Source organism: Streptomyces sp. NPDC058052 (genome assembly GCF_042885515.1).
Classification (GTDB): domain Bacteria; phylum Actinomycetota; class Actinomycetes; order Streptomycetales; family Streptomycetaceae; genus Streptomyces.
The window spans coordinates 1-1,420 of the sequence record NZ_JBHVRX010000084.1 but is presented as its reverse complement, the minus strand read 5'-3'; the positions used below and the strand labels follow the sequence as shown (position 1 = coordinate 1,420).

Below are 1,420 nucleotides of genomic sequence, written 5' to 3'. Positions count from 1 at the left end.
CAAAACTTTTAACTAATACTGTAGGTGCAATTGAATTTAAATCTTCAAAGATAGATTTATGTCTATCCTCATCTGCGAAAATCACTTGTGGCTCAGCATTTTTAATGTCATCAACACTAGGTGTTTGACGATGTCCAACTGATTGATAACTACCTACATTTTTACGAGTTTCACTGTCTAAATTGTCTACATTGTTATCATCTGCAATACCAGTTACATTTACGTCTAATTTCACTAATGCTTCTACAAATGAATACTCTAAAGCAACTGCAGATTCAACTGTATCAGGAACTTCAACTGTGCCAACATTTTGTTTAATTTCTTTAGTCATGCGAAACATTCCTCCAAAAATTAATGATTAGTTCTATTAAGTGCTTTTGAAAATGGTTACATATGATGTATGTCCGAATTTATCATTTTTAAACATCAATATGATTTATAGACAAAAAATATTGATGACAATAGAACGGAAGCATTGTACAATAAATTGTACAACGTTTAAAGGAGCTGTTAATATGCCTTCAGTTAATTATTCAAACGCTAGACAGAATTTCAAAGAACTTATTACTAAAGTGAACGAGGATAGTGTGGCTTACACTATTACGACAAAGGAAAATGAAAATGCAGTGATTTTAGCTGAAAAGGATTATAATGCGATGTTGGAAACGATGTACCTTCTATCCAATCTCGCTAATGTGTCTCACTTAAATCAATCAATTATGGAATTGAATCATAACCAAACAATTACAATAGAGATTGATGATAATGAGTAAGTTTAGTGTAGCTTTTACAGCTCAAGCATTTAAAGATTATCAATATTGGCAACAACACAATCAAAATTATTTTAAAAAAGTGAATTCTTTACTTAAAAGTATTGCAAGAGATGGTTGTGTTGATGGTATTGGAAAACCAGAAGCATTAAAAGGAAACTACGAAGGCTATTTCAGTAGAAGAGTTTCAATAGAACAACGATTAATATACAAAATTAAGGATGATTCAATATTCGTAGTGTCTTGCAGATTTCATTATCAATAAAGTAACCGTTTCGCGTGAAACAGTTACATAATTAAAATTACTTTGAACAATATAACCCTTAGTTACTATTATTTAGTCATTTACTTTAATAATTAAAATGTATATATTTAAAGTAAATCATACAAAAAGGGGCTAAATTATATATGAAATTGGTGAATCAATCTAAAAATCCTCATGCATTTAAAGATGTTTCTGATAATGAAACTACGATTGCTATGGTCATTTGGTTATTATCATTTTTCACAACTTTCTTAGGGCCACTCATTATTTGGGTATTAAAAAGAGATGATTCTGCTTTTATCGATCAACAAGGTAAAAATTATCTTAATTACTTAATTAGTTATCTTATTTATACAATTATTGCATCCGTTTTAGTCTTTGTACC

The 1,420-nt window shown here is 29.4% G+C and carries 4 protein-coding genes; 3 read left to right on the top strand and 1 reads right to left on the bottom strand.

Annotated features, from left to right (window positions below; genetic code table 11):
* Nucleotides 1–331: ABC transporter substrate-binding protein (locus ACFVU3_RS40060; protein WP_390073709.1), on the bottom strand; the 331-nt coding region annotated here is incomplete at its 3' end.
* A 52-nt stretch (nt 332–383) separates the two neighbouring features.
* Between ACFVU3_RS40060 and ACFVU3_RS40055 the strand changes: the two genes are divergently transcribed.
* The 3 genes from ACFVU3_RS40055 to ACFVU3_RS40045 all read left to right on the top strand — a co-directional run.
* Complete coding sequence (locus ACFVU3_RS40055) at nt 384–773, top strand: type II toxin-antitoxin system Phd/YefM family antitoxin (RefSeq protein WP_390073710.1); 390 nt, start codon at nt 384–386, stop codon at nt 771–773.
* The gene (locus ACFVU3_RS40050) at nt 760–1,035 is read left to right on the top strand and encodes a Txe/YoeB family addiction module toxin (protein ID WP_390073708.1); all 276 of its coding nucleotides are present in this window, start codon (nt 760–762) and stop codon (nt 1,033–1,035) included. The genes ACFVU3_RS40055 and ACFVU3_RS40050 overlap by 14 nt, the downstream gene beginning before the upstream one ends.
* A gap of 143 nt (nt 1,036–1,178) precedes the next feature.
* Nucleotides 1,179–1,420: DUF4870 domain-containing protein (locus ACFVU3_RS40045; RefSeq protein ID WP_390073707.1), on the top strand; the 242-nt coding region annotated here is incomplete at its 3' end.

Bases quoted from the DNA above. Each gene is read 5' to 3' on its own strand.
- ACFVU3_RS40055 (WP_390073710.1), top strand. From the start codon at position 384: ATGGTTACATATGATGTATGTCCGAATTTATCATTTTTAAACATCAAT.
- ACFVU3_RS40050 (WP_390073708.1), top strand. From the start codon at position 760: ATGATAATGAGTAAGTTTAGTGTAGCTTTTACAGCTCAAGCATTTAAA.